This window comes from Stenotrophomonas sp. G4 (assembly GCF_003428825.1).
Classification (GTDB): Bacteria; Pseudomonadota; Gammaproteobacteria; order Xanthomonadales; family Xanthomonadaceae; genus Stenotrophomonas; species Stenotrophomonas indicatrix.
Window position 1 is genome coordinate 3,338,316 of the sequence record NZ_CP031741.1, and the last position, 25,444, is coordinate 3,363,759.

Consider the following 25,444-nt stretch of genomic DNA (forward strand, 5'->3'; position numbering starts at 1 on the left):
CTCAGCTGATGATCTGGCGCTTGCTGCGTGCCTGGGCAATGGCCGCCACCAGCAGATCGCCGGTCACCGGCTTGCGCAGGAAACCATCGAATCCGGCCGCAAGCACCTGCGCCTCGGCATAGGCATCCGAGCGCGCGGTAACGGCCACCAGCGGCAGCTCGTAGCCCATCGCGCGCAGCTGGCGGGCAATGGCAGTGCCGTCGAGCGCCGGCAGGTCCAGGTCGAGCAGACCAACATCGAACCCCTCGGTGGATATCTCCGACAGCGCGCCCAGGCCGTGCAGCACGTGCACCACCTCATGGCCACGGCTGCGCAGCAGCCCGGCAATGACCTCGGCAACGGTGGCATCATCCTCGACCAGCAGGATGCGCAGTGCAGGCAGCGTCGGCGACACTGCCTCGCCAGGGCCGGAGGCCTGCTGCCGGCTCCAAGGCAGCGGCAGCCGCACTGCGAAGCGTGCGCCACGCCCCGGCTGGCTGTCGACATCGATGCGGCCGCCCATCGCCACCGCCAGCTCCTGGCAGATCGCCAGGCCCAGCCCGCTGCCACCGTAGCGCGAGGCGGTACGCGGGCCGTCGGCCTGTTCGAAGCGGTGGAACAGGCGCTGCTGCTGCTCGGCATTGATGCCCGGCCCGCTGTCGCTGACCTCGAACGTCACCGCACCGCCATCCTCATCCAGGCGCGCCGCCAGGCCGACATGGCCGCGTTCGGTGAACTTGATCGCGTTGCCCAGCAGGTTCAGCAGGATCTGGCGGATGCGCATCTCGTCGCCACTGACGCAGATCGGGCCTGGCAATGCCTGCCCGCGCTGGAACGCCAGCCTGCGCTGCCGTGCCATCGGCTGCATCAACGCCTGCACCTGGTCCAGCAGTCCGCCCAGGTCGAACGGGCGGATGTCCAGTTCAAGCCGGCCGGCCTCGATCCGGGCCAGGTCCAATGCATCGTTGACCAGCCGCAGCAGATGGCTGCCGGCCTGCTGGATCGAGCCGGCATAGCTGCGCTGCACCGGGTCCAGTTCGGTGGCCAGCAGCAGTTCGCTCATGCCCAGTACCCCGGTCATCGGCGTGCGTACTTCGTGGCCCAGGGTCGCCAGGAAGCGGCTCTTGGCCTGCGATGCCTGCTCGGCGATCTGCTGCTTGTGCACCGTCAACTGCCACTGCTGGCGTCGCCGCAACCGCCTGCGGATCGACCACAGCAACGCCAACAGCAACAGCGAGCCCAGCATCACGTAGCCGAAGATCGCCATGCCGCTGCGCCACCAGGGCGGCAGTACCTTTATGCGCAACTGCTGCGAGGGCGTCCACGGACCACTGGCCGTCGCGGCCTGCACCTCGATGGCGTAGGTGCCGGGCGGCAACCGCGACAACGTGCGTTGACCGTCCCCGCCCTGTTCCACCCAGTTCTGGTCGTATCCCTGCACGCGGAACCGGTAGCGGTTGCCCTGCGGGTTGGCGTAGGACAGCAGCCGTGCATCGATCTGCAGGTCACGGTCGTCGGGCCCCAGCAACAGCAGGCCGGAGCTCGGCAAGGGCTGCCAGCCGCGCGCATCATCGCGACGGACGCGAACCTGCGCGATCACCAGTTGCGAGGGTGACAGCTCGGCGTCGGCAGCATTCGGATCGAAGCCCACCATGCCGGTCTGGGTAACGGCCAGCACGCGGCCATCGGCATCGATCGCCGGTGGGCGTCCGGTGAACTCGGCATCGAGCAGGCCGTCGCGCTCATTGAAGATCTGCAGGCGACGCTGCTTCGGATCCCAGCGCAGCAGGCCGCGGGGCGTCGTCGCCCACAACTGGCCGTCGCGGGCCAGGGCCAGCCCTCCCATGCTGATCGGCGGCACGCCGGCACTGGCATCGACGCGCTGGATCAGGCGCAGGCTCAGGCCATCCCACTGGTAGCGCTCGAATGCGCCCTGGCGTGCGATCCACAACTGCCGGGGATCGATCCATACCAGATCGTAGATGGGCCCCCTGGAAACGCCGGGCACCGCTTCGAAGCGATCTCCCTGCTCGCGCCAGATGCCCATTTCCCCGACCACCCAGGCGTGCCCGCTGGCATCGAAGCGGATCTGCTCGACCGGCGCGTCGGTGCTGCCTCGCAGCGTAGCGCCGTCGAAACTGCGCAGCAGCCGGCCGTCGGCACTGCGCTGTTGCAGGCCCAGGTTCATCACCGATACCCAGACCGTGCCATCGGGGGCCTGCCGCATCAGATCGATCCGCTGCCGAAGGTCGGCGCCACCGCCAATGCGCCAGTCGCGCAGCACACCGGTGGCAGGGTCGTAGACGCTGATGCGCCCCGCGCGGCCGAGCCACAGCCTGCCGTCGGGACGTGGCAGCACCGACCACACCGCGCCGCTGCCCAGTTCGCGGTCGCTGGCCAGCAGGCGCAACGTCCCGTGTGCATCGATCTGGTAGACGCCATGGGCAGATCCGACGTAGTAGCTGCGACCGTCGCTGGCAGCGCTCAACAGGTACTGGCTGTCCAGCGGCTTGCCATCGAACTGGTACCAGGTCGAAAAGCGTCGCCAGTCGGGCGGCAGGTAGGCCAGGCCCTGTGTCAGCAGTGCGACCCACAGGCCTCCCTCATGGTCCTGCATCAGGTCGAGCACGCCACTATGGCCGGTCAGGAAACCACTGCCACGGTCGCCTTCCAACCTGCGCAACCCCTGGTCGTCACCACGCAGCAGGCCATCGGACGTTCCCACCCAGTAGCCTCCGTGCCTGTCGGGCAGCACCAGTGCCGAGCGCAGGCGGGCACTGTCGGCCCAGGCCGGTCGCGTCACCCGATCCTGCGCATCGATGCGGTACAGGCCGTCGTTCTGGGTACCGACCCAGATCGCGCCATCGGCATCGCGGCTCAGCCGCAGCACGCTCACCGCCGCCAGTTCGCGCGGCGCCACGGCTTCAAAGCCATGGCCGTTCCAGCGCGCCACACCGGCTTCGGTGCCCACCCACAGCCGTCCCTGTGCATCCACCAGACTGCTGAAGACGGTGTCACTCGGCAGACCGCCGGGCTGCGCCCGATCATGCTGGAAATGGCGCAGCGAGCCATCTTCGCCGACGCGGCAGACCCCATGGCTGCTGCTGCCGACCCATAGCGCATCCTCGGCATAGGCCAGGGTCCAGAACTGTCCCTGGCACCCCTCAGTGACGGAATCGAAGGTCCTGAAGCGTTCGCGGTCGGCATCCAGCCGGGCCAGCCCCTTGCCGTTGATGCCAACCCATACCCGGTCGAGCGGGTCGACCAGCAGGGTTTCGATCTCGTTGCCGGGCAGCGAATCCGGTTGTGCCGGGTCGTGCTGCCAGACCCGCAGCTCACCGCCGTCATAGCGGGCCAGGCCGCCGTCGGTGGCGGCCCACACGCGGCCCTGCCGGTCCTCGGCCAGCGCCACCACCATGCGCGAGGGCAATCCCTCGGCCGCGCCGAAACGGCGCAGGCGCGGTGTTTCACCGGCCATGTCCAAGGTCGCCGCTGCAGCCGAAAGCGCCAACAGCACCAGACCTGCTCCTGCAATGCCTTGGCACCACCGGCGCCAGCCGCTCTTCATCCTGAACCCCCTGTCCTGTGCCGATTGTCACACAGGGCCGCAGCCATCGCTGCAACAGCCTGTTTCCGGCCGCATCGGCACCACGAACTGTTGCAGCCGTGCACACAGCGTTGCGCGGAGGCTATGGGTATGATCGAACGGTCTTTTTCCCGGAGCCCCCGCCGATGCGCCACTGCCTGGCCCTGCTGCCGATGCTGCTTGCCGTGGCCCCCGCCTGGGCAGGCAACGAGGTCTACCGCATCGATCCGGTGCACACCCGTGTGCTGTTTGCGATCGACCACGCCGGCTATTCGCAGGCGCTGGGTACGATCTCCGGAAGCCAGGGCCAGTTGCAGTTCGATAGCGACAACTGGCGCGATGCGACACTGGACGTCGAGATCCCGGTGTCGCGATTGGACCTTGGTGATGCCAAGTGGAACGAGGCAACCCTGGCGCGCAGCCTGCTCGATGGCGAACGCTTCCCTACCGCCCGCTTCGTCTCCCGCCATATCGAACCGATCGACGCCACACATGCCCATGTGACCGGCACGCTGACCCTGCGCGGGGTCAACCAGGAGGTCACGCTGGAAGTGACCCTGAACCAGATCAAGCGCTATCCGCTGCCGCCGTTCCGGCGTACGGCCGGCTTCTCGGCCACCACCACGCTGAGTCGGCGTGCCTTCGGCATCACCGCCTGGCCGGGCGTGATCGGTGATGCGGTGCAGGTACGGATCGAGGCTGAAGCCACGCTCGACCGCAGCGACCGTGCGGGAACTCCCACTCCCCAACCCCACTCCGACAGCCAGACGGCCACCAAGGACCCTTCATGACCGCCAAGAACACCCCTGCCGCCTGGGGGAGTGTCAGCCAGACCCTGCACTGGCTGATCGCACTGCTGATTCTCGCCCTGGGCATCGTCGGCCTGACCATGGGCGAGCTGCCGAAGACGCCCAAGTATTTCTGGGTCTATACCGCGCACAAGTCGATCGGCATCACCGTGCTGGCACTGGTGGTGCTGCGCCTGGGCTGGCGTCTGTATGCCGGTGCCCCCAGGCCGGTACCCGGCGTGCCGGGCTGGCAGGAGCGCATCGCCAGCGCCACCCATGTGCTGCTGTATGTGCTGATGTTCGCCATCCCGTTGTCGGGCTGGCTGTACGACTCGGCCAGCGGCCTGCGTCCGTTCCGCTGGTTCGGTCTGGTCGACGTGCCCAAGCTGAGCGGGCCGGACCCGCAGGTCGTGGCGGTATCCCATGCTTTGCACGAATACGGCTTCTGGCTGTTGATCGCGGTGGTGCTGGCCCATGCCGGTGCTGCCTTCTACCACCACCTGTTCCAGCGCGATGCCACCCTGTCCCGGATGTTGCCGCGTGGCTGGCTCGCCTCTCCCCAGAAGGACTGACAGATGAACCTGAAACTGACCACCCCGGCCGCTGTGGCCGCCGCCCTCGCCGGCATGCTCGTCACTGCACCGGTGCTCGCCGCCGATTACGCCCAGGCGCCGGGTGCCGGTTCGTTCCTGGCCTTTGCCACCAAGTACGACGGTGAAGTGTTCACCGGCAGCTTCCCGGGCTTTGCCACCAAGCTCAGCTTCGACCCGGCCAATCCGTCCGCAGGTTCGCTGGACGTGGTGATTCCGCTGGCCGGCGCCAAGAGCGGCAACAGCGACCGCGACTCCACTCTGCAGGGCGCGGACTTCTTCAACGTCGGCAAGTTCGCTACCGCGCGTTACACCGCCAAGGGTTTCCGCGCACTCGGCAACGACCAGTTCGCCGCCGATGGCACGCTGGAACTGCGCGGCGTGAGCAAGCCGGTCACCTTCACTTTCACCTGGAAGCCCGGCGCGCAGCCGGTGCTGACCGGCAAGGCCACGGTCAAGCGCCTGGACTTCGGTGTCGGTGGCGGCGACTGGGCTGATACCAAGACCATCCCGGACGAAACCGCGATCAGCACGATCGTGAAGTTCGACGCGAAGTAAGACGCCTTCGTCCTGGTAGCGCCGGGCCATGCCCGGCGGCTTCCACCGCTGGCCGCGCTTCGCGCTCGCCGGGCATGGCCCGGCGCTACCTGCCCGCCAACAGCCAGGCCTGCACCGTGGCCGCATCGAACGGCCAGTCCAGCTCCCGCCCGCCGCGCTCATCGCGCAGCACCGGCACCCGCGCCCCATAGCGCGCCTCCAGCGCAGGCTGGTCATCGAGGAACACCGATTCGAACTCGGGCGCCCGCGCCCTGGCCAGTTCGGCCAAGGCCATGTCACACAGATGGCAGTCGTCACGCTGGAACAGGGTCAACACTGCGGTTTGCTCTCTTGGCGGAAATGCTGCGCCGCAGACATGGAAGTGCGGCGTGAGCCGCTAGAATAGCGGTCTCTCCCGGTACCCGCAGTACGGCAACCATGGCTGTCAGCACGTTCGACGTTTTCAAGATCGGCATTGGCCCGAGCTCCTCGCACACCGTCGGGCCGATGAGGGCCGCCGAGCGCTTCATCCATCGGTGGCTGCTCGACCCGGGCAAGCTTGCGCAGGTCGCGCGCATCCGTGCCGACGTGTACGGCTCGCTGGCACTGACCGGTCGCGGCCACGGCACCGACAAGGCGATCCTGCTCGGCCTGGAAGGGCAGCGTCCGAACCTGATCGACCCGGACATCATTCCGTCCACGCTGGAGCGCATCCGCAGCAGCAAGCGGATCATGCTGATGGGCCAGCACGAGATCGCCTTCGACGAAAAGCGCGACCTCGGCCTGAACAAGCGGCAGAAGCTGCCCTACCACACCAACGGCATGCGCTTCACCGCGTACAACGCCGATGACGAAGTGCTGGCCACCCGCGATTACTACTCGGTCGGTGGTGGCTTCGTGGTCAACCAGGACGATGCGGCCGATGACCGTATCGTGCCTGACGAAACGCCGCTGCCCTACCCGTTCAAGAGCGGCGACGAGCTGCTGGCGCAGACCGCGCGCAGTGGCCTGAGCATCGCCCAGTTGATGTTCGAGAACGAGAAATGCTGGCGCAGCGAGGACGAGATCCGCGACAACCTGCGCGAGATCTGGAGCGCAATGCAGGCCTGCGTGGCGCGCGGCATCCGCGAGGAAGGCGTGCTGCCGGGTGGCCTGAAAGTGGGCCGCCGCGCGCCGGCGCTGTACCGCGAGCTGTCGTCGAAGCCGGAAGCGGCGATGCGCGACCCGCTGACCACGCTGGACTGGGTCAACCTGTACGCACTGGCCGTGAACGAAGAGAACGCTGCCGGTGGCCGCGTGGTCACCGCACCCACCAACGGCGCGGCGGGTGTACTGCCGGCGGTGCTGCACTACTTCGACCGCTTCTGCCCGGGCGCGAACGAACAGCGGGTGTTCGACTTCCTGCTGACCTCGGCGGCGATCGGCATCCTGTACAAGGAAAACGCCTCGATCTCCGGCGCCGAAGTGGGCTGCCAGGGCGAGGTCGGCGTAGCCTGTTCGATGGCCGCCGGCGGCCTGGTCGCGGCGCTGGGTGGCAACCCGAGCCAGATCGAGAATGCGGCGGAGATCGGCATGGAGCACAACCTGGGCCTGACCTGCGATCCGATCGGTGGCCTGGTGCAGATTCCGTGCATCGAGCGCAACGCGATGGGTGCGGTGAAGGCGATCAACGCCTCGCGCATGGCCATGCGCGGCGACGGCAAGCACAAGGTGTCGCTGGACAAGGTCATCAAGACCATGCGCGATACCGGCCGCGACATGCAGGACAAGTACAAGGAAACCAGCCGCGGCGGCCTGGCGGTGAACGTCATCGAGTGCTGATGGTCGGCAGGGCCGGGCATCGACCCGGCTCTGCAGTGCCGTTCTCGACCGAACAACACCGTCACCGTTTTCCGGTTAGGCTCGGGCATCCCCCTGCCCCGGAATGTCCCATGCGCGTGATCGCCACCGCCCTGCTCGCCTGCCTTCCGCTGTCCGCTCTCGCTGCGCCAACCTACGGGCCGCGGCTGGAGGGCTTCGACTACGGCTATCCAGTGAAGACCTTTGCACTGGAATCGCAGCGCCAGGCCTTGGAGATGGCCTATCTGGATGTTGCGCCGAAGAAGAAGCCGATCGGCGTGGTGGTGCTGCTGCATGGCAAGAACTTCTGCGCGGCAACCTGGAAGGAGACGATCAAGCCGCTGGTGGCGGCAGGCTACCGGGTGATCGCGCCGGACCAGGTGGGTTTCTGCAAATCCAGCAAGCCCGAGCGCTACCAGTATTCGTTCGGGCAGCTGGCCGACAATACCCATGCGCTGCTGCAGCAGCTGCAGCTGGGTGATGTACCGGTGCACGTGGTCGGCCATTCGATGGGCGGCATGCTGGCCATCCGTTATGCGCTGATGTATCCGCAGGACATGCGCAGTCTTTCGCTGGTCAATCCGATCGGGCTGGAAGACTGGAAGGCGCTGGGCGTGCCCTGGCGCAGCGTGGACGCGTGGTATGCCGGCGAAATGAACATCAGCTATGACAGCATCCGCCGCTACCAGCTGGATGTGTACTACGACGGCAAGTGGAAGCCGGCGTATGAACCGTGGGCGCGCATGCAGTCGGGCATGTACGAAGGCGCGGGCAAGCAGCAGGTGGCCTGGAGCCAGGCACTGACCTCGGACATGGTGTTCAACCAACCGGTCGTCTACGAACTGAAGAACCTGCAGGTGCCGACCACCTTGTTCATCGGCCAGAAGGACCGCACGGCGATCGGCCGTGACCAGGCATCGCCCGAGCTGAAGGCAACGCTGGGCAACTACCCGGCACTGGGCAAAGCGGCAGCGGCGGCGATACCCGGCTCGACCCTGGTCGAGTTCGCGGCACTGGGCCATTCGCCGCAGGTGCAGGACCCGAAGCAGTTCAATGCCGCATTGTTGAAGACGCTCAAGGCGCGTTGAAGTTACATAACCGCCGGGCATGGCCCGGCGCTAAGAGGATCGGCGTGGGTAGCGCCGGGCCACGCCCGGCGAGCGCAGCGGCGGCTGGGCTCACCCCACGATCCGCAGCACGTCATCCAGCAGCGCCGCTGCGGTCACTTCCGCACCCGCGCCCGGCCCCTGGATCAACAGCGGCTGCGCGCGGTAGCGATCACTGTGGATGGCCACGCGGTTGTCGGTGCCCGCGCCCTGCGCCAGCGGATGGTCGGCAGCCAGCTCACGCAGGCCCACCTGCGCACCCTCGCCATCGACGCGCCCGACAAAACGCAGCACCCGGCCGTTGTCGCGCGCCTGCTGCCAACGTGCCTGCAGCGGCGCATCCAGCTGCTCCAGCGCATTCACTGCATCTTCCAGCGGCAGCGCAGCCAGCGCATCCGGCACCAGTGAGTCGACCTGCACCTGCGACGCGTCCAGCGCCAATCCGCTGCTGCGGGCCAGGATCAACAGCTTGCGGCGCACATCCTCGCCGGAAAGATCCAGCCGCGGGTCCGGCTCGGTGTAGCCGGCCGCCAGCGCTTCACGCACCGCCGCCGAGAACGGCGACTGGCCGTCATAACGGTTGAACAGCCACGCCAGCGAACCGGAAAGCACGCCCTCGATGGCATGGATGTGGTCGCCACCGGCAACCAGCGCGCGCAGGCTGCTGAGCAACGGCAGGCCGGCGCCGACGGTGGCGCTGTCGCCGTAACGCGCACCGCTGTCGGCGCAACGATCGGCAATGGCCTGCGCGCGCGACAGCTGCGCACCGCGGCCAAGCTTGTTGGCGGTCACCACGTGCACACCGCGCGCCAACCACTGCACGTGGCGCGCCGCTACATCTTCGCTGGCGGTGGCATCGACCACCACGTCGCCACGCTCCAGTCCTTCAGCGCTGGCCCACGGCGGCAAACTCTGCCCATCACGCGGCGCACGCCGTGCCAGTTCCAGCGGCAACGCCAGATCGCGGTCGATCGCCAGCGCGGTGCGTGAATTGGCCAGCCACTGCACGCTGGGCAGTTCCAGCCCACGCGCCTGCAACGCCTGGTAGCGCTGCACGAAGGCCGAACCGACGGTGCCGGTTCCGAGCAGCGCCAGGCGGCCGGTACCCAGCAGCGGAATCTCGACAGGCAAAGCGCTCATGCGTCTGCCACCTGTTTGCCGCGCGCCACCGCATCGATCACCGCCTCGGCGCGCGCCAGCGCGCTGCCCAGATCGGCCAGCAGGTCGCGCTCACCCTCGATACCGACCGACAGACGCAGCAGGCCTTCACTGATGCCCGCAGCCGCGCGTGCGTCGGCAGTCATCGCGGCGTGGGTCATGGTCGCCGGATGAGCGATCAGGCTCTCCACACCTCCCAGCGACTCGGCCAGCGTGAAGTAACGCAGGCCATCGACGAACGCACGTACAGCAGCATGCGGATCATCGCCGGCACAGCTGGCCAGTTCGAAGGACAGCATCGCGCCGAAACCACTCTGCTGACGCGCGGCAACGGCGTGGCCCGGATGATCGGCCAGGCCCGGGTAGTAGACCTTGGCCACCGCAGGATGCGCATCAAGCAGCGCCACGATCGCGGCGGTGTTTTCCTGGTGCGCGCGCAGGCGTGCATCCAGCGTACGCAGGCCGCGCAGGGTCAGGAACGCATCGAACGGCGAACCGGTAAGGCCCAGGGCATTGCCCCACCACACCAGCTGTTCATGCACGGCGGGATCGCGGGCAATCACCGCACCACCGACCACGTCGCTGTGGCCGTTGATGTACTTGGTGGTGGAGTGCAGCACCAGGTCCGCGCCGAACGACAGCGGCTGCTGCAATGCCGGCGACAGGAACGTGTTGTCGACCACCACCAGCGCACCGGCTTTGTGCGCCGCGTCGATCACGAAGCGCAGGTCGGTGATGCGCAGCAGCGGGTTGGACGGGGTTTCCACCAGCACCAGCTTCGGCTGCGTGGCCAGGGCCTGGGCCAGCGCGCGCGGGTCGGTCAGGTCGGCGGTGACCAGTTCGAAATGGCCCTTCTTCGCCAGCGCGTTGAACAGGCGCCAGCTGCCACCGTACGCATCGTGTGGCACCACCAGGGTGTCGCCGGGCTGCAGCAGCGCGTTCAGCACCAGGTTGATCGCGCCCATGCCGGTGGCAGTGACCACACCGCCAGCGCCGCCTTCCAATTCGGCCAGCGCCTCACCCAGCAGGTCGCGCGTGGGATTGCCACTGCGGGTGTAGTCGTACTGGCGCTTGTTGCCGAAGCCTTCAAAGCTGAAGTTCGACGACAGCACGATCGGCGGCGTGACCGCGCCATGGGCGGTGTCCCGGTCGATGCCGGCGCGGACGGCGGCGGTGGTGCGACAACAGGACGGTTCAGCGGCGTGCAGGCTCATGCGGACTCTCCAGAAGTGCGGAAGGCGGTGGCGAGGATCGCGTCGATGCGATCGGTTTCTTTCAGGAAGGCGTCGTGGCCGTAGGGCGAGCGCAGCACGCGCAGGCTGCCGCGTGGGCCCAGTCCCTCGACCAGGCCGACCAGGTCGGCAAGTGGCACCAGGCGATCGCCTTCAACGGCAACCACCACGGTCGGCGGCAGGATCGCGCTCGGGTCCACGCGGTGCAGGTCGATCGACTCGGACAGGCGCAGGTAGGCATTGACCGGCGTGCGCGCGACGTACTGCGCACCAGCCGCGTCGAGATAGTCTTCGGCCGCGACGCGGACGCGGCCATTGACCACCTCCGGTGCGGCGTCGAAGCGTTCGCCGAATTCTTCCGGTGTGCGGTAGCTGAGCATGGCGAACTGGCGGGCCAGCGCCAGGCCGTGGTCTTCGCCACACTGCAGCTGGCCCAGCGCCACGGCACGGCGCTGCAGCGCACGCCAGGCGGCGGCATACGGGTGCGGGCGGTGCGCACCGCTGGCCAGCACCAGCTGTCGTACCCGGGCACGGTGGCGGATCGCGAACTGCTGGCCGACCAGCGCGCCGTAGGAATAGCCGACGAATGCCTTCAACGCGCGGATGCCGAGGTGATCCAGCAGCAGCGCCAGCGCATCGGCCTGGTCGGCGGTATCGATCGGCACATCCAACGCACCGTCGGCGCCGATGAAATCGAACGCGAGCACGCGCAGCTGCTGCGGATCCAGTGCGCGGCCACTGCCGACCAGGCCTTCGGCCCAGCCCTTTTCGCTGAACTGCGCATTGGCGGCCACATGGCGGTGCGCGGAGATGCCGCCGGCCAGCACCACCACCGGTGCGCTGACCGGACCGACCCACTCATAGCGCAGCCGCACCGGGCAGGGGCCGGCATGACGCATCGACAGCACGGCGGCGAACTCGCCGCGCTCGGCGTGCACGCGGTCATCGACCGGCACGCTGACGGGGACAAAGGGTTCGGGACGAAGCACGGTGCTGGCGGCGAAGCTCATGGCGGGTTCCGTTGGGGAAATCGGCCATCGAGCCTTCGCGGGGCTCGCGTTCGAAGTGCACGTTGGGTGCAGGTTCGAACCATCTTTCGGTGGACGCCACGGTCCCCGCAGGATTTGGCACCTACGCAGGCGCTTTCGCGTCTGCGGGCTGCCCCGGCTTCAAAGGGCCTGTCCCTCTGCCGGTCTCGATGGTGGAGTCACGATGCCAGCCCTTTCCGGGCATGTCAATCCCTTCATGCGGATAAAGAGATGGATGAATGCGAAGCGTCCTGCCCTTTCACCATCCCGACAGCTTGCGTAGAGTCCCGGCGGTCCATATCGCTGGAGCCATCAATGCGCCGCTTCCCCCTGCCCTGGCTGTTGCTGCCCCTGCTGGCGAGCGCCACGGCCAACGCTGCCGACTGGCGCCAGGGCTGGGGACTGGTGCCACAGACGCCGGCCGCGCGCACGACAGGCGCCACCCCGCACGCGGCGCCGATGGCCCGCCTGCGCCTGCAGTCGCTGGGCGACCAGTGGCAGGCGCGGATCGACAATCCACTGTCCGGCCCGGTGCAGATCGAGCTGCGCGCTGCCCCCGGCACACGGGTGGAGGGGCTGCCGCTGCAGTCACTGGTGCAGGCCACCGGCAGCCTGGTAGTGGGCCATCTTCCCTCCCCTTCCAATGGCAAGGAACTGGACCTCCGCTTGCAGTCGGTGCCGGGCAATCCGGCCGCGCGCGCCGAAGACGTCGCCTACCGCCTGCCGTTCGAGGCTGTCCAGCTGCGCGTGGACCAGGCGCCGCAAGGCCGGTTCAGCCACGATGACGAGGAGAATCGCGACGCCATCGACTTTGCCCTGCCCGAAGCGACACAGGTCCTGGCCGCCCGCGAGGGCACGGTGATGCAGGTGCAGGACGGGTTCCGCGGCAATGGCCTGGACCGTGAACGCGATGCCGGACGCGCCAACTTCGTTCGTATCCTGCACAGCGACGGCAGCATGGCGATGTACGCCCACCTGCAGGCCGGCGGCATGCGCGTGCGTCCCGGCCAGGCCGTGCAGGCCGGGCAGCCGATCGGCCTGTCCGGCAACAGTGGCTACAGCACCGCACCGCACCTGCACTTCGTGGTGCAGCTCAACCGGGGCATGGCGCTGCGCTCGGTGCCGGTGCGCATCCTCGCCCCGCAGGGCGAATTGCACTTCGCCCGTGAGGGCAGCGGGGACGCCAGCGCCGGGCGCTGACCCGCCGACGCCGGCAGGCCGGTATAATCGGGCGCTTATCTCTTTGAAAAGCGCCCCGTGCGGGCGCCACTGCCATGTCCGAAGTCGCCACCGAAGCGTCGCGTCGCCGCACGTTCGCCATCATTTCCCACCCTGACGCCGGCAAGACCACGCTGACCGAAAAGCTGCTGCTGTTCGGAGGCGCGATCCAGATGGCCGGCTCGGTGAAGGGCCGCAAGGCTGCCCGCCACGCCACCTCGGACTGGATGGCGCTGGAAAAGGAGCGCGGCATCTCCGTCACCTCCTCGGTGATGCAGTTCCCGTACGAAGGCAAGATCATCAACCTGCTCGACACCCCGGGCCACGCCGACTTCGGCGAGGACACCTACCGCGTGCTGACCGCGGTGGACTCGGCGCTGATGGTGATCGACGTGGCCAAGGGCGTGGAAGAGCGCACCATCAAGCTGATGGAAGTGTGCCGCCTGCGCGACACCCCGATCATGACCTTCATCAACAAGCTCGATCGCGAGGGCAAGGAGCCGATCGACCTGCTGGACGAGGTTGAAAGCGTGCTCGGCATCCAGTGCGCACCGGTCACCTGGCCGATCGGCATGGGCCAGCGCCTGAAGGGCGTGGTCCACCTGATCACCGGCGAAGTGCATCTGTACGAGCAGGGCCGCAACTTCACCCGTCAGGATTCGACCATCTTTCCGTCGATCGATTCACCCGGGCTGGTCGAGAAGATCGGCGAGCGCATGCTGGCCGATCTGCGCGACGAACTGGAACTGGTGCAGGGTGCCAGCCATCCGTTCGACCTGCAGGCCTACCGGGCCGGCAAGCAGACCCCGGTGTTCTTCGGTTCGGGCGTGAACAACTTCGGCGTGCAGCCGCTGCTGGACTTCTTCGTCGAACACGCACCGTCGCCGCAGGCGCGCTCCACCACCGGCCGCGATATCGCCCCGCAGGAGCAGAAGCTGACCGGCTTCGTGTTCAAGATCCAGGCCAACATGGACCCGCAGCACCGTGACCGCGTGGCCTTCATGCGCGTCTGCTCGGGCCGGTTCACTGCCGGCATGAAGACCCTGCACGTGCGCACCGGCAAGGAGATGAAGCTGGCCAATGCGCTGACCTTCATGGCCAGCGACCGTGAAATCGCCGCCGAGGCCTGGCCGGGCGATGTCATCGGCATTCACAACCACGGCACGATCTCCATCGGCGACACCTTCACCGAAGGCGAGGCGATCACCTTCACCGGCATCCCCAACTTCGCCCCGGAACTGTTCCGTCGCGCCCGCCTGCGCGATCCGCTCAAGCTCAAGCAGCTGCAGAAGGGCCTGGCACAGCTGTCCGAGGAAGGCGCCACCCAGTTCTTCCGTCCGCTGACCAGCAACGACCTGATCCTGGGCGCGGTGGGCGTGCTGCAGTTCGATGTGGCTGCCTACCGCCTGAAGGACGAATACGGCGTGGAAGCCACCTTCGAGCAGGTCGGCGTGACCACGGCGCGCTGGGTCCACTGCAGCAACGAGAAGAAGCTGGAGGAGTTCCGCGAGAAGAACGCGCTGAACCTGGCCCTCGACGCGGCCGGCCACCTGGTCTACCTGGCGCCGACCCGGGTCAACCTGCAGCTGGCGCAGGAACGTGCGCCGGACGTGCGTTTCTCGGCAACCCGTGAAGCCGCGCATACGGTCACCGGCAACTGATTGCAGCGACCATACGGTGGCGGGGGTGCACGCGCCCGCCATCGCGGCGATGATAGGGGGGTGCAGGTCCCCCTCCCTGCAGACGATGCCCATGCCATGTCCACGACTTCCGTTGATTCGATCCGCGAAGAAATTGCCAGCGCCCTGACCCACGGGCTGGGTGCGGTGCTTGCTCTGGCCGCCAGCGCGGTACTGATCACCCTGGCTGCGATCTACGGCGATGGCTGGCAGCTGGCCAGCGCGATCGTATTCGGCATCGCCCTGCTGCTGCTGTACACCGCCTCCACGCTGTACCACGCCATCCAGCACCCGCAGGCCAAGGGCCGCCTGAAGGTGTTCGACCATTGCGCGATCTATGTGCTGATCGCCGGTACCTATACCCCGTTCACCCTGATCGGCCTGCGCGGCCCCTGGGGCTGGGGCATGTTCACCGCGATCTGGGCGCTGGCGCTCGGCGGCGTGGTGTTCAAGCTGTTCTACACCGGCCGCTTCAAGCTGCTGTCCACGGTGATCTACATCGCCATGGGCTGGCTGGTGGTGGTGGCGATCAAGCCGATGTGGGCCTCGATCGATGGCGGAACGCTTGCCTGGCTGTTCGGCGGTGGCCTGTCCTATACGCTGGGTACGTACTTCTACCACCGCGAATCCATCCCCTATTCGCATGCCATCTGGCATCTGTTCGTGATCGGCGGCAGCGTCTGCCACTTCGTCGCCGTGACCCGCCAGGTGCTGTGACCCCGTATTGGCGGTAACGCCAGGCCCCTGGCCGGCGAGCAGGCACTGGCCCTGCACACGGTGCACATGATCGCTTCGCGCCCCGTCCACCCCGACGGGGCAACCATGGCAGCGTGAATGCTGCCTCTGCTCCTGCTGATCCCAAGGCGTCGCGCTGGCGCCTGCGTCGCCCCGGCCCACGCGGGCAGCGCTGGCTGGCCGTGCTGGTGTTCCTGCTCGCGGCGATCCTGGTCCTCATCGCTCTGTGGGACTGGAACTGGTTCAAGGGCCCGGTCGAACGCGCGGTAAATGCGCGCACCGGCCGTGCGCTGCACATCGGCAACCTGGATGTCGACCTCGGTCGCACCAGCACCGTGCGCGCCGATACCCTCACCTTCGCCAATGCGCCCTGGGCAAAGCAGCCCACCATGGTCAGCGCCGACCGGGTCGAAATCGACATACGGGTGTGGCCGCTGCTGCGGGGCAGCGTGCAATTGCCCGAAGTGCGCCTGACCCGCCCGGACGTACTGCTGGAAACCGCCCCGCGCAAAGGCGACCCCGGCAACTGGGACTTCCTCGGCGACAGCAAGGGGGGCGCCACGCCGCAGCTCAAGCGCCTGCTCATCGACGACGGTCGCCTGCAGTTCCTCGACGCACTCGGCCGCACCGACATCCTGGTGAACGTGCGCAGCGGGCAACCGAAACAGGCCGATGCGGCACCACCGTTGCTGGTGGCTGGCAAGGGCCGCTGGCAGGGCAATCCCTTTACCCTGAGCGGCGGCACCGAATCGCCGCTGGAACTGACCGACAGCGCCCATCCCTTCCGCATCCATCTGGATGGCCGCGCCGGTGCCACCCGTGCCGTTGCCAGCGGCACCTTGACCAACCCGTTCCAGCTGCAGGTATTCGACCTGCAGTTCGCGCTGAGCGGTCAAGACCTGGCCGACCTGTATCCATTGCTGGGCATCGCCATTCCGCCCTCCCCGCCCTACGCACTGGATGGCCGCCTGAAGCGCGATCATCAGGTGTGGCGCTACGAGCGCTTCACCGGCAAAGTCGGCGACAGCGACCTGGGCGGCGATGTGCAGTTCGATGTCTCCAGGGAACGCCCACGGATGACCGCGAACCTGGTGTCGCGCCGCCTCGATTTCGATGACCTTGCAGGCTTCGTCGGTGCGCCCCCGAAGACCGGCGGCGGCGAGACCGCCAATGCAGAACAGCGAGCCGACGCTGCGCGCGTGGCCGCCAGCGCCAAAGTGCTGCCGGCCACGCCGTACAACCTGGGCAAGCTGCGCGCGATGGACGCGGACGTACGCTGGAAGGCGCAGCGCATCAATGCACCGAAGCTGCCGCTGGACGACATGGATGCACACCTGCTGCTGGACGATGGTGTACTGCGGCTGGACCCGCTGAACTTCGGCGTTGCCGGTGGCGACGTCCGCAGCACGATCCGCATGGATGCACGTCGGCCACAGATCGCAACCTCATTGAAGGCCAGCGTGCGCGGTGTGCAGCTGGGCCAGTTGTTCCCCGACGCCAAGCTCGCCGAGCAGGCCAAGGGGGGTATCAGCGGTGCCATTGATCTGACCGGCAACGGCAACTCGATCGCAGCGATGCTCGGCAGCAGCAGCGGCGACGTGGCGCTGGGCATGGGCCGCGGCCATGTCGGCAACCTGCTGATGGAAGTGGCGGGACTGGATATCACCGAGTCGCTGAAATTCCTGTTCACCGGCGACAAACAGATTCCGCTGCGCTGCGCCTTCGCCGACTTCGGCGTGCGCGAGGGCCTGATGCATACCCGGTCGATGGCAGTGGACACCACCGATACGATCATCCTCGGCGAGGGCGATGTCAGCCTGCGCGATGAAACGCTGGACCTGCTGCTGAAGCCACGTCCCAAGGACAGGAGCATCCTGGTGCTGCGCTCGCCGCTGCGCATCGGCGGCACCTTCAAGGACCCGTCGTTCCGCCCGGATTTCAAGGCGCTGGGCATCCGGGGTGCGGTGGCGTTGACGCTGGGCAGCATCGCGCCGCCGGCGGCACTGCTGGCCACCATCGAACTGGGGCCGGGCAAGGATGCCGACTGCGGTGGGCACTACGCGAAGTAGAGCGGGCGTTCGCGGCGCCTTTGTTTTCCGTGCGGAGAGCCGAAGCAAGGCGACAGGCAGGACACGCCGTAAACCCCGCTCCGCGGCCCGGCCCAGCCGCTGGCGGCTGTGCGTTCGGGCGCTTGCGAAGCAGTGCTTCGCAAGCAAAGCGCCCTCACCCATGGTGGCTCGGTCGGCGCATCCATGCGCCTCACGGTCCTGCCTGCCGCCTTGCTCCGGCTTCGGACAGTTCCCTGCGCGCGCGGAACAGGAGCAGGAATTCAAAATCAAAAGAAGAAAGCAGAATCAAAAGCAGTGCCAACCAAGGTTGGCATCTACCAACGGCAGATAGTCAGGGTGAAGGCCGCCGCGCTCGCAGGAACGTGTCCTGAGGCGGAGGGCATGGCCGTGCAGGACCGTTGGCGCCATGGATGGCGCCATCGAGCCCCATGGACGGGTTTACGGCGTGTCCTGCACGGCCATGCCCTCCGCCTCCCCGGCATGCCAGGCAGGCGCTGCCTTGGCTTTGGCTTTGGCAGTTGCTTGAAAAAGCGGGCCGGCGGGCCGCAGGCCCGCCAGCGAAAGAACTCACCCCGCCACGATGTACTGCTGCAGCTGATCCAGCTCGCGCCGCTGCGCATCGATCACCGACTTCACCAGGTCACCGATGGAAATCACCCCCAGTACCTGCCCACCCTCGACCACCGGCAGATGGCGGATGCGGTAATCGGTCACCAGCTGCAGGCAGTGTTCCACCTGCTCACCGGGGCTCACTGTCACTACGTTCGCGGTCATGATTTCCGACACTGCGGTGTCACGCGACGAACGATCGTGAAGCACGATCTTGCGTGCGTAATCGCGCTCGGAGAGGATCCCGACCAGTCGCGGGCCCTCCATCACCAGCACCGCGCCGATGCCCTTCTGCGCCATCAACCGGATCGCATCGATCACCGCCGCGCCGGGCGCGACCGCATGCACTTCAGGGGACTTGCCGTCCAACAGTTGCCGTACCGACGTCATCTGCCTGCCCTCCCAGGGTGGGTTGCAGCTCCGAGTCTGCCACGGAAGGGGCCAACCATGCGTCAACCAGGTACAACGGCCGTTGCTTGGACTCCTCATACAGGCGCCCCAGGTACTCGCCGATAAGCCCCAGCGCGATCAGCTGCACGCCGCCCAGGAACAGGATCACCGCCATCATGGTCGGCCACCCGGCCACCCGGTCGCCGTAGATGGCTGCCTTGGCGATCACCCATATGGCGAACACGAAGGCCACCCCCGCAGTGGCCAGCCCCATGTAGGTGGCCGCACGCAGCGGCACCGTCGAGAAGCCGGTGATCCCTTCCAGTGCGAAGTTCCACAGCCGCCACAGGCTGAACTTGCTGGTGCCGGCCAAACGGGCATGCCGGTGATAGGGCACCGCCACGCGGCGGAAACCAACCCAGCTGAAGAGCCCCTTCATGAACCGGTGCCGTTCGCGCATCTCGCGCAGGGCGCTCAGCGCGCGCGGTGACAACAAGCGGAAATCGCCGGTGTCGGCCGGAATGGGAGTACGCGAGAGCCTGCCGATGACCCGGTAGAACACCGATGCGGCAGCACGTTTGCTCCAACTCTCACCGTCGCGCACCAAGCGGGTGCCGTAGACGTTGTCGTAGCCTTCGCGCCAGCGCTCTACAAAGCGCGGCACCAGTTCCGGCGGGTCCTGGCCATCGGCGTCGAGGATCATCGCCGCGCCTTCACGCACATGGTCCAGGCCGGCAGTCAGTGCCGCCTCCTTGCCGAAGTTGCGCGACAGCTTCAGCGCCGATACCCGCGGGTCGGCCTGGGCCAGCGAGGCGATCAACGACCAGGTCGTGTCACTGCTGCCGTCATCCACGTACAGGATGTGACCATCGATTCCGGCCAGGCCGTCCAGTACCGCGCACAATCGCGGATGCAGCTGGGGCAGCACCAGCTCTTCGTTGTGTGCGGCGATGACGAAGGTAAGACGCTCACGAGTCATCGCCGGATTGTACGTCGTTGACGGGGATGCAGCCCGTCAGTCCAGCGTTCGAAATACCCGCTTCCCGCATCGGAAGGCACCACGGACACCTGGTGTCGTGGCCCCTCAGTCCTCCGCCAGGTACCCCGCTCCACCCAGCTGCCGTGCCTGCCGCTGGATCCACGCCGCACGACGCTGAACGTAGGGGCCTGGCTTGGCCGCGTTGTAGCGGCGCGGCGCCGGCAGCACTGCCGCCAGACGTGCGCTCTCGGCAGGGCTCAGCCGCGCGGCGTCCTTGCCCCAGAATGTCTGCGCCGCTGCCTGGGCGCCATACACACCGTCGCCGAACTCGGCGATGTTGGCGTACATCTCCAGGATCCGCTGCTTCGGCCAGAAGGCTTCGATCAGCACCGTGTACCAGACCTCCAGGCCCTTGCGGATCCAGCTGCGGCCCTGCCACAGGAACAGGTTCTTGGCCACCTGCTGGCTGATCGTGCTGGCCCCGCGCAGGCGCCCGCCCCGCGCGTTATGGTCGCGCGCCTTTTCAATGGCCTGCAGGTCGAACCCGCTGTGGTCGGGGAAGCGTTGGTCTTCTGCGGCCACCAGCGAAATCGGCAGGCTCGGCGCCATCTGGTCAAGGTCCCGCCACTGGTAGTGCAGCCGGTAGGACCAGTCGCCTTCACCCAGTGCCTCGCCGAAACGCCAGACCATCACCGTGGACAGCGGCGGATCGATGAAGCGCAGCACCAGCACCTGCAGGCAGCTGAAGGCCACAAACAGCACCGGCAGCCACAGCAGCCGCTTCCAGCGCCAGCGCCCGCGCGGTGCCGCGTCGGCGGCGGCCACTACCTTGTCCTGCTCTCCCCCTGCCCCCATTACTGGTGCATCCTTCTTATGCCTGGTTGTCGGCGCATTATCCGGCAACCATCCCCGTTTCCGCGCGATGTGAGCCGATGACCGCCCAATCCGATTCCCTTATCCGTTTCCTGCTCCCCGACGCCGGTGTCCGTGGCGTCCACGTGCGCCTGCAGGCCACCTGGCAGGACATCCAGTCCCACGGCGAGTATCCGGACAGCGCCACCGAACTGCTCGGCGAAGCCTGCGTGGCGTCGGCACTGTTCACCGGCCACACCAAGGTCGACGGCCGCCTGTCGATCCAGCTGCGCAGCACTACCGCGCTGCGTACCCTGTTCGCCGAATGCACCGCCGCTGGCACCCTGCGCGGCATCGTCCAGATTGCCGAGGGCGGTGACGCCCCCCGCGACCTGACCGACCTGGGCCGGGACGCCCTGCTGGCCATCACCATCGAGAATCCCGGCCTGGACCCGCGCGAACCGCAGCGCTACCAGAGCCTGGTGGCACTGACCGCGCCGGAACTGGATGAAGCATTCGAAGACTACTTCCGCCAGTCCGAGCAGTTGCCGACGCGGCTGCTGCTGGCCGCCGGCCGCGACGGTGCTGCCGGCCTGCTGCTGCAGAAGCTGCCGGGCGATGAAGGCGACGACGATGGCTGGTCCCGCGCCAGCGCGCTGTTCGACACCCTGGGCAAGGCGGAGCTGCTGGCCACCCCGGCCGAGGAACTGCTGCACCGGTTGTTCCACGAGGAGAAGGCGGAACGGGTGGGTGACAAGGCCCTGTCCTTCGCGTGCTCCTGTTCGCGTGAACGGGTCGCCTCGATGCTGGTCTCGCTGGGCGAGGAAGAGGCCCGTGCGGCTGCCGAAGACACCGGCGCGGTGGACGTGCGTTGCGAATTCTGCGGACAGGAGTATCACTTTCCGTTGACGGAGTTCGGCATACTGTTCCACGGTGCCCAGGGGGCTGTACCGGCACCTGAACGACTTCAGTAATACCCAATGAGTCTTGTATCTGGGGAGGAACAAGGCTTGTTAAGAATTCATAAACACCCTAGGATCGAGTTCCCGCCCCAGCGGGAACTTTCACTGCCCGTCCCTGTCTGAACTGGTCCGATGCGTACCTTCCTGCGTCTACCGCTGGCCCTGCTGATCGCCCTTGGCGCGATCACGGGCGTGCACGCGCAGAGCAAGGACACCCGCACCGTCATTCCGGTCTGGAACAAGGGCAGTGGCAAGGTCGAGGCCCTGCTGTACCTGGAACCGACCGGCGAGCAGGCCGTGGGCGCACGCTGGCATTTCGGCCGCAATTCGCTCGATGCTGCGTTCGGCCTGTCTTCGGGCGACTCGCTCGGCCTGCTGTGCAACAGCAGCAGCGGCTCCAGCATCAGCGGACTGGCCAGCCATTGCATGCTGGCCAGCCTGGGCGACGACGATGACGCCATCGGCTCCAACCGGCGCCTGACCGGCACCGCCGCGCTCAACCGTGGTACCGGCCGCCTGGGAATCACTGCCGGCACCGGCCGCGAGACCCTGCCCGCCTGGCTGGCGACGCCCAGCAAGACCCCGGCGCTGCGCGCCGAACAGAATGACCTGACCGTATTCGCGCAGAAGAACATCGGTCGCGAAGGCTTCGTCTCCATCGCCGGAACGTATGCCAAGGCACGCCTTGTCCCCCTGGCCGACGCCTCGCCGGCCCTCGTTGACCGCTGGGACAGCAAGAGCCTGAGCCTGGGCGCCGGCTACGGCAATTTCAGCGGCAGCATCATCGGCCGCGTGGTGGACGTTCCCGGCAAGCCCGGCAAGTGGGAAGGCCTGGGCATTGGCCTGACCTGGCGCACCCCGTGGTCCGGCCAGCTCACCGTCGGCGCGGAAAACGTGATCAGCCGCGGCAAGAACCCGTTCTCCCCGCGCAACGAAAGCAACGATGACGGCACCGTGCCGTACGTGCGCTACGAGCAGGATCTGTAGTCGATCGTTGATTGCCAACACGCTGTGTTCAACATCGGGCGCCCTGGGGCGCCCGAATTGTTTCTGGACGCACCTGTCAAGTGCGAGAAGCCCTCATCCGTTACAAACGGATACATCGCGACATGCATCAACTGAAACTTTTTTCTGCTGCAGAGGCCGCCGGAAGGTGCAGCGATGCCACGAAGGGCCGAGTAACTCATTGAAATTAAACAGATCCAAGCGCATTCATCTGTAATCACAGTGTGAATTAACACAGCTTTAATTTTTGGTTGAGGGCCGTTACTATCGATTCAGCCTCGCGATTTTGGAGCCTCATTTTTGGCCCCGCCGCGCAGGCACTACCCCAGCCAAGATTTCTTGGAGAGAGAGAGCCAATGAATTTCCAGTCCAACAAGCTGCGTGACGCTGTCGTCGTCGCGCTGATCGCCGGTGCGGCGACGTCCGTAACGGCCCAGGCGCAGGAAGCGACCAACCTGGATCGCATCTCGGTGACCGGTTCGCGCATCAAGAGCACCGACATCGAAACCTCGCAGCCGGTGCTGAGCCTGACCCGTGCCGACATCGAAAAGCAGGGCGTGACCTCGGTCGCCGACATCCTGCAGCGCGTTGCCGCCAACGGTGCTGCCCTGAACCGTACGTTCAACAACGGCGGTGACGGTTCGGCCGGCGTCAGCCTGCGCAACCTGGGCGCCGAGCGCACCCTGGTGCTGGTCAACGGTCGCCGCTGGACCACCGGCCTGGACGGCAGCGTCGACCTGAACACCATCCCGACCGCGATGATCGAGCGCATCGACGTCCTGAAGGACGGTGCTTCGACCATCTACGGTTCGGATGCCATCGCCGGCGTGGTGAACATCATCACCAAGCAGAACTTCGACGGCGCCGAGGCGAACTTCTACAAGGGCCAGTACAGCGACGGCGACGGCGAGCGTGAGGCCGCCGACTTCACCATCGGCACCACCACCGATCGCGCATCGCTGGTGCTGGGCGTGTCCTATGTGAACGAGAAGGAAGTCATGGCAGGTGATCGCAAGATCTCCGCCGGTGGCCCGCCGTTCTTCAGCGGCCAGAGCGGCACCGGCATCCCCGGCTCCTATGTCCGCAACGACAGGCGCTACGTCATCATCAACGGCGTGGAAACCCCGTTCGTCAGCAATGTGCACGGTTACAACACCGCGCCGGACAACTACCTGCTGACCCCGAACGAGCGCACCTCGCTGTTCGCCACCGGTTCGTACAACATCACCGACAACATCACCTTCCGCACCGAGGCGATGTACAACGAGCGCAAGTCAGAGCAGCTGCTGGCGGCCATGCCGGTGACCGGCATGGACCTGAGCGCGGACAGCATGTACAACCCGTATGGCGTGGAGCTGACCGGTGTCAACCGTCGCTTCAATGAGACCGGCGGCCGCTCGTTCAACCAGAACGTCAAGAACTGGCACTTCTACGGTGGCTTCGAAGGCTTCTTCGAATTCGCCGACCGCAACTTCGACTGGGATGTCGGCTACCGTTACGACAAGACCGACCAGAACGACCTGACCTACGGTCTGTTCAACATCCAGCGTCTGGAAGAGGCGTATGGTCCGTCCGCCATGCGTGACGGCAAGGCGGTCTGCCTCACCGCCGGTGGCGCCGTCATTCCAGGTTGTGCGCCTATCAATCCGCTCGGCGGCCTCGGCTCGATCTCGCAGGAAGCACTGGACTACACCTCGTTCACTGCGCACGATTCGGCCAGCCTGGTGTCGAAGAGCTACTACGCCAACATCTCCGGCGAGATCGTGCAGCTGCCGGCCGGTGCGCTGGGCTTCGCAGCCGGTTATGAAGGCCGCAAGGAAAGTGGTCAGTTCGATCCGGACGCCTTCATCGCATCTGGCCTGAGCACCGGCAACGGCGCTGCCCCGACCAAGGGCTCCTACGACCTGGACGAGTTCTTCCTCGAACTGTCGATCCCGGTGCTGGCTGACCTGCCGGGCGCCAAGCTGCTCGACTTCAGCGTAGCTACGCGCTACTCGAAGTACAGCAACTTCGGCAACACCACCAACAACAAGTTCGGTTTCCGCTGGAAGCCGATCGACGACCTGATGGTGCGTGGTAACTACTCCGAAGGCTTCCGCGCTCCGAGCATCAACAACCTGTATCGCGGCGATACCGATTCGTTCGAAACCTACGCTGATCCGTGCGCAAGGGCCAACAATCCGACCGGCGCGGTGCTGGCTCAGTGTATTGCCCAAGGCGTTCCTTCGAACCTGGTCCAGCCGAATACCGATGGCGAGGCAGGTCCGCTGCAGACGGTCGAGCCGTTCACCTGGAAGTCCAACCCGGACCTGAAGCCGGAAACCTCGACCAGCAAGACACTGGGCCTGGTGTGGAGCCCGAGCTTCGTCACTGGTCTGAACGTGACCCTGGACTGGTGGCAGATCAAGATCGAAGACGCCATCACCCGTCCGGCGATCGGCGACATCATGGACCGTTGCTACGGCGGTACTGCACAGCAGCAGGCTGCGTACTGCGGCCTGATCACGCGTGATCCCAACTACGGCACCGCCGACGAGCGCTACACCATTACCAACGTCGACATGCCGCTGATGAATCTGGCCTCGTACAAGGTTGAGGGCTGGGATCTGGGCGTACTGTACAAGCTGCCGGAGACCTCGATTGGTCAGTTCACCGTCAGCCTCGACGGCACGTACCTGAGCAAGTGGGAAACCAAGTCGACCGAAGACGCACCGGTTGACGGCCGTCAGGGCCGCTACCTGGATCAGGATCCGTATTGGCGTATCCGTTCCAACCTGTATGTTGACTGGTCCATGGGCGATTTCGGTGTCAACTACGGCCTGCGCTACAAGTCCGGCATGACCGAAGATTGCCTGCTGGGTGCAGCCACCCGCGCGTACTGCTCGGATCCGGAAGGCCGCAAGAACCACATTGCGTCCACCACGTATCACGACATCCAATTCCGTTACAACACCCCGTGGAAGGGCACGATCATGCTGGGCCTGAACAACGTTTGGGACAAGCAGCCGCCGACTTCCTACCTGGTCTCGTACAACATGTTCGACCCGCAGTACGACCTGCCGGGCCGCTACATGTACATGCAGTACAAGCAGAAGTTCTGATC

20 protein-coding genes and 1 riboswitch are annotated in these 25,444 nt (G+C 66.5%); of the genes, 12 read left to right on the plus strand and 8 right to left on the minus strand.

Annotation, left to right across the window (positions count from 1 at the left end; all coding sequences use genetic code 11):
- Position 1: 1 nt before the first annotated feature.
- Positions 2–3,547, minus strand: coding sequence for an ATP-binding protein (locus tag D0Y85_RS15430; protein WP_117311046.1), 3,546 nt, complete (start codon positions 3,545–3,547; stop codon positions 2–4).
- A 164-nt stretch (positions 3,548–3,711) separates the two neighbouring features.
- Here D0Y85_RS15430 and D0Y85_RS15435 point away from each other — a divergent pair, with 164 nt between their 5' ends.
- From D0Y85_RS15435 to D0Y85_RS15445, 3 genes are read left to right on the plus strand one after another with little or no spacing between them, the layout of a single operon-like run.
- On the plus strand, positions 3,712–4,356 hold the full coding sequence (locus D0Y85_RS15435; RefSeq protein WP_117311047.1) for a YceI family protein: 645 nt from the start codon (positions 3,712–3,714) through the stop codon (positions 4,354–4,356).
- Positions 4,353–4,925, plus strand: a complete 573-nt coding sequence (locus tag D0Y85_RS15440; protein ID WP_117311048.1) for a cytochrome b — start codon at positions 4,353–4,355, stop codon at positions 4,923–4,925. The genes D0Y85_RS15435 and D0Y85_RS15440 overlap by 4 nt, the downstream gene beginning before the upstream one ends.
- A 3-nt stretch (positions 4,926–4,928) precedes the next feature.
- Entirely contained in the window at positions 4,929–5,501 is a 573-nt protein-coding gene (locus tag D0Y85_RS15445) for a YceI family protein (RefSeq protein WP_117311049.1), read from the plus strand.
- 85 nt (positions 5,502–5,586) lie between these two features.
- Here the strand turns inward: D0Y85_RS15445 and D0Y85_RS15450 are convergent, their stop codons facing one another.
- A complete protein-coding gene (locus tag D0Y85_RS15450) occupies positions 5,587–5,817 on the minus strand; it encodes a glutaredoxin family protein (protein WP_025877830.1) in 231 nt (76 codons plus the stop codon).
- A gap of 101 nt (positions 5,818–5,918) precedes the next feature.
- Between D0Y85_RS15450 and D0Y85_RS15455 the strand changes: the two genes are divergently transcribed.
- Together D0Y85_RS15455 and D0Y85_RS15460 are read left to right on the plus strand one after the other, a co-directional pair.
- Positions 5,919–7,301, plus strand: coding sequence for an L-serine ammonia-lyase (locus D0Y85_RS15455; RefSeq protein ID WP_025877828.1), 1,383 nt, complete (start codon positions 5,919–5,921; stop codon positions 7,299–7,301).
- A 110-nt stretch (positions 7,302–7,411) separates the two neighbouring features.
- Entirely contained in the window at positions 7,412–8,407 is a 996-nt protein-coding gene (locus tag D0Y85_RS15460; protein WP_117311050.1) for an alpha/beta hydrolase, read from the plus strand.
- 90 nt (positions 8,408–8,497) lie between these two features.
- On the opposite strand, the gene D0Y85_RS15465 is transcribed toward D0Y85_RS15460, so the two are convergent.
- The 3 genes from D0Y85_RS15465 to D0Y85_RS15475 are packed head-to-tail and all read right to left on the minus strand — an operon-like array spanning position 8,498 to position 11,825.
- On the minus strand, positions 8,498–9,565 hold the full coding sequence (locus D0Y85_RS15465) for a homoserine dehydrogenase (protein ID WP_117311051.1): 1,068 nt from the start codon (positions 9,563–9,565) through the stop codon (positions 8,498–8,500).
- Positions 9,562–10,797, minus strand: coding sequence for an O-succinylhomoserine (thiol)-lyase (locus D0Y85_RS15470; RefSeq protein WP_117311052.1), 1,236 nt, complete (start codon positions 10,795–10,797; stop codon positions 9,562–9,564). The genes D0Y85_RS15465 and D0Y85_RS15470 overlap by 4 nt, the downstream gene beginning before the upstream one ends.
- Positions 10,794–11,825: a homoserine O-succinyltransferase gene (locus D0Y85_RS15475; protein ID WP_117311053.1), complete on the minus strand. Its 1,032-nt coding sequence runs from the start codon at positions 11,823–11,825 to the stop codon at positions 10,794–10,796. The genes D0Y85_RS15470 and D0Y85_RS15475 overlap by 4 nt, the downstream gene beginning before the upstream one ends.
- 76 nt (positions 11,826–11,901) lie before the next feature.
- A riboswitch (SAM riboswitch) is annotated at positions 11,902–12,020 on the minus strand.
- Positions 12,021–12,158: 138 nt separating this feature from the next.
- Here D0Y85_RS15475 and D0Y85_RS15480 point away from each other — a divergent pair.
- The 4 genes from D0Y85_RS15480 to D0Y85_RS15495 all read left to right on the plus strand — a co-directional run bounded on the left by D0Y85_RS15480 (position 12,159) and on the right by D0Y85_RS15495 (position 17,544).
- The gene (locus D0Y85_RS15480; protein ID WP_117311054.1) at positions 12,159–13,043 is read left to right on the plus strand and encodes a M23 family metallopeptidase; all 885 of its coding nucleotides are present in this window, start codon (positions 12,159–12,161) and stop codon (positions 13,041–13,043) included.
- Positions 13,044–13,117: 74 nt separating this feature from the next.
- The gene (locus D0Y85_RS15485) at positions 13,118–14,722 is read left to right on the plus strand and encodes a peptide chain release factor 3 (protein ID WP_117311055.1); all 1,605 of its coding nucleotides are present in this window, start codon (positions 13,118–13,120) and stop codon (positions 14,720–14,722) included.
- Between the two features lie 96 nt (positions 14,723–14,818).
- Positions 14,819–15,457 carry a hemolysin III family protein gene (locus D0Y85_RS15490; protein ID WP_025877819.1) on the plus strand — a complete coding sequence of 213 codons (639 nt, stop codon included), beginning with the start codon at positions 14,819–14,821 and terminating at the stop codon, positions 15,455–15,457.
- Between the two features lie 161 nt (positions 15,458–15,618).
- Positions 15,619–17,544, plus strand: a complete 1,926-nt coding sequence (locus tag D0Y85_RS15495; protein ID WP_229291399.1) for an AsmA family protein — start codon at positions 15,619–15,621, stop codon at positions 17,542–17,544.
- 567 nt (positions 17,545–18,111) lie between these two features.
- Here the strand turns inward: D0Y85_RS15495 and D0Y85_RS15500 are convergent.
- From D0Y85_RS15500 to mtgA, 3 genes are all read right to left on the minus strand, one after another.
- On the minus strand, positions 18,112–18,543 hold the full coding sequence (locus tag D0Y85_RS15500) for a CBS domain-containing protein (protein WP_117311057.1): 432 nt from the start codon (positions 18,541–18,543) through the stop codon (positions 18,112–18,114).
- Positions 18,503–19,522, minus strand: a complete 1,020-nt coding sequence (locus D0Y85_RS15505) for a glycosyltransferase family 2 protein (RefSeq protein WP_117311058.1) — start codon at positions 19,520–19,522, stop codon at positions 18,503–18,505. Before D0Y85_RS15505 ends, D0Y85_RS15500 begins: the two co-directional genes overlap by 41 nt.
- A gap of 105 nt (positions 19,523–19,627) precedes the next feature.
- Positions 19,628–20,377: a monofunctional biosynthetic peptidoglycan transglycosylase gene (gene mtgA / locus D0Y85_RS15510; RefSeq protein ID WP_117311059.1), complete on the minus strand. Its 750-nt coding sequence runs from the start codon at positions 20,375–20,377 to the stop codon at positions 19,628–19,630.
- 77 nt (positions 20,378–20,454) lie between these two features.
- On the opposite strand from mtgA, the gene D0Y85_RS15515 reads away from it, so the two are divergent.
- The 3 genes from D0Y85_RS15515 (at position 20,455) to D0Y85_RS15525 (ending at position 25,442) form a co-directional block, all read left to right on the plus strand.
- The gene (locus tag D0Y85_RS15515) at positions 20,455–21,348 is read left to right on the plus strand and encodes an Hsp33 family molecular chaperone HslO (RefSeq protein WP_117311060.1); all 894 of its coding nucleotides are present in this window, start codon (positions 20,455–20,457) and stop codon (positions 21,346–21,348) included.
- 120 nt (positions 21,349–21,468) lie between these two features.
- Positions 21,469–22,323 carry a hypothetical protein gene (locus D0Y85_RS15520; protein WP_117311061.1) on the plus strand — a complete coding sequence of 285 codons (855 nt, stop codon included), beginning with the start codon at positions 21,469–21,471 and terminating at the stop codon, positions 22,321–22,323.
- Positions 22,324–22,697: 374 nt separating this feature from the next.
- Complete coding sequence (locus D0Y85_RS15525) at positions 22,698–25,442, plus strand: TonB-dependent receptor (protein ID WP_117311062.1); 2,745 nt, start codon at positions 22,698–22,700, stop codon at positions 25,440–25,442.
- Positions 25,443–25,444: the final 2 nt, after the last annotated feature.

What these genes read in the sequence shown, in the direction of transcription:
- D0Y85_RS15430 (WP_117311046.1), bottom strand. Translation starts at nt 3,547, where the DNA reads ATGAAGAGCGGCTGGCGCCGGTGGTGCCAAGGCATTGCAGGAGCAGGT.
- D0Y85_RS15435 (WP_117311047.1), top strand. Translation starts at nt 3,712, where the DNA reads ATGCGCCACTGCCTGGCCCTGCTGCCGATGCTGCTTGCCGTGGCCCCC.
- D0Y85_RS15440 (WP_117311048.1), top strand. Translation starts at nt 4,353, where the DNA reads ATGACCGCCAAGAACACCCCTGCCGCCTGGGGGAGTGTCAGCCAGACC.
- D0Y85_RS15445 (WP_117311049.1), top strand. Translation starts at nt 4,929, where the DNA reads ATGAACCTGAAACTGACCACCCCGGCCGCTGTGGCCGCCGCCCTCGCC.
- D0Y85_RS15455 (WP_025877828.1), top strand. Translation starts at nt 5,919, where the DNA reads ATGGCTGTCAGCACGTTCGACGTTTTCAAGATCGGCATTGGCCCGAGC.
- D0Y85_RS15460 (WP_117311050.1), top strand. Translation starts at nt 7,412, where the DNA reads ATGCGCGTGATCGCCACCGCCCTGCTCGCCTGCCTTCCGCTGTCCGCT.
- D0Y85_RS15465 (WP_117311051.1), bottom strand. Translation starts at nt 9,565, where the DNA reads ATGAGCGCTTTGCCTGTCGAGATTCCGCTGCTGGGTACCGGCCGCCTG.
- D0Y85_RS15470 (WP_117311052.1), bottom strand. Translation starts at nt 10,797, where the DNA reads ATGAGCCTGCACGCCGCTGAACCGTCCTGTTGTCGCACCACCGCCGCC.
- D0Y85_RS15475 (WP_117311053.1), bottom strand. Translation starts at nt 11,825, where the DNA reads ATGAGCTTCGCCGCCAGCACCGTGCTTCGTCCCGAACCCTTTGTCCCC.
- D0Y85_RS15480 (WP_117311054.1), top strand. Translation starts at nt 12,159, where the DNA reads ATGCGCCGCTTCCCCCTGCCCTGGCTGTTGCTGCCCCTGCTGGCGAGC.
- D0Y85_RS15485 (WP_117311055.1), top strand. Translation starts at nt 13,118, where the DNA reads ATGTCCGAAGTCGCCACCGAAGCGTCGCGTCGCCGCACGTTCGCCATC.
- D0Y85_RS15490 (WP_025877819.1), top strand. Translation starts at nt 14,819, where the DNA reads ATGTCCACGACTTCCGTTGATTCGATCCGCGAAGAAATTGCCAGCGCC.
- D0Y85_RS15500 (WP_117311057.1), bottom strand. Translation starts at nt 18,543, where the DNA reads ATGACGTCGGTACGGCAACTGTTGGACGGCAAGTCCCCTGAAGTGCAT.
- D0Y85_RS15505 (WP_117311058.1), bottom strand. Translation starts at nt 19,522, where the DNA reads ATGACTCGTGAGCGTCTTACCTTCGTCATCGCCGCACACAACGAAGAG.
- mtgA (WP_117311059.1), bottom strand. Translation starts at nt 20,377, where the DNA reads ATGGGGGCAGGGGGAGAGCAGGACAAGGTAGTGGCCGCCGCCGACGCG.
- D0Y85_RS15515 (WP_117311060.1), top strand. Translation starts at nt 20,455, where the DNA reads ATGACCGCCCAATCCGATTCCCTTATCCGTTTCCTGCTCCCCGACGCC.
- D0Y85_RS15520 (WP_117311061.1), top strand. Translation starts at nt 21,469, where the DNA reads ATGCGTACCTTCCTGCGTCTACCGCTGGCCCTGCTGATCGCCCTTGGC.
- D0Y85_RS15525 (WP_117311062.1), top strand. Translation starts at nt 22,698, where the DNA reads ATGAATTTCCAGTCCAACAAGCTGCGTGACGCTGTCGTCGTCGCGCTG.